Genomic DNA, 1,096 nt, shown 5'->3' on the forward strand with positions numbered 1-1,096 from the left:
CGCTGCTGAATTCGCCTACCGATGGGGCGGCACGCAGCGCGCTGGACCTGCTGTCGGGCAGCGCCCTGGCCTCGACCCAGGGCGCGCTGATCTACGACAGCCGCTACACGCGCGAGCTCGCCGTCGATCGGCTGCGCAGCGCCTTCTGCACGGTCGGCCATGCCGCGCAGGAGCGGTCGTCCGAGGGCCGCCCAGGCGCCGGCGGCTGCACGTTGGATCGCGACAGCCACACCGTGTGGGCCCAGGCCTTCGGGGCCCGCGGCCGGACCCGCGGCGACGGCAATGCCGCGGGCATGGATCGCAGGAGCGCTGGGCTTGTCGTGGGACTGGACGCGTCGGTCTCGCCGAATTGGCGCGTGGGCGCGCTGGCGGGCTACAGCCGCGGCGATTTCGATGCGGATACCCAGGGCGCCGGCAGCGAAAGCGACAACTACCACCTCGGCATCTATGGCGGTGCCCAGTGGGACCGCCTGGTGCTGCGGCTGGGCGCGGGCTACACGCGCCACGACATCTCGTCGCATCGCACCGTCATGCTGCCCGGTTCCTTCAATGCCCTGAAGGCCGACCACGACGGCAGGACCGCGCAGGCCTTCGGCGAACTCGGCTACCAGCTCCAGGCCGGAAACGTCGCCATCGAGCCCTTCGCCAACCTGGCCCATGTCAACCTGCGCACCGACGGTTTCATGGAGCGGGGCGGCGTGGCGGCGCTGACCAGCGGCGGCAGCACCACGAACACAAGCTTCAGCACGCTCGGCGCGCGCGTGGCGACGGACGTGCAGATCGGCCGGGTGCCCGGGACGCTGCGCGGCACCATCGGCTGGCGCCATGCCTATGGGGACATCACGCCGAGATCGAGCGTCTTCTTCGCGGGCGGGCTGCCGTTCACCGTCAGCGGCGTGCCGATCGCCAAGGATGCCGCGGTCATCGGCGCGGGGCTGGACCTGCAGCTTTCCAGGCGGGCGACGCTGGGTCTTTCCTTCGAAGGGCAGTTCGGCGATGACACGAGCGACAGGACACTGCGCGGCACCTTGACCGTGGTGTTCTGAGCGGGCCCGTCCGTCGGGCTCGCGGCGTGCGCCGCCGGGGCGGCGCGAAG

The 1,096-nt window shown here is 71.5% G+C and carries 1 protein-coding gene; it reads left to right on the forward strand.

The genetic code is table 11. The features are described 5' to 3' along the window. Nucleotides 1-1,046: autotransporter outer membrane beta-barrel domain-containing protein (locus APY03_RS32270; protein ID WP_232324495.1), on the forward strand; the 1,046-nt coding region annotated here is incomplete at its 5' end. Nucleotides 1,047-1,096: the final 50 nt, after the last annotated feature.

Source organism: Variovorax sp. WDL1 (assembly GCF_001541225.1).
GTDB lineage: Bacteria > Pseudomonadota > Gammaproteobacteria > Burkholderiales > Burkholderiaceae_C > Variovorax.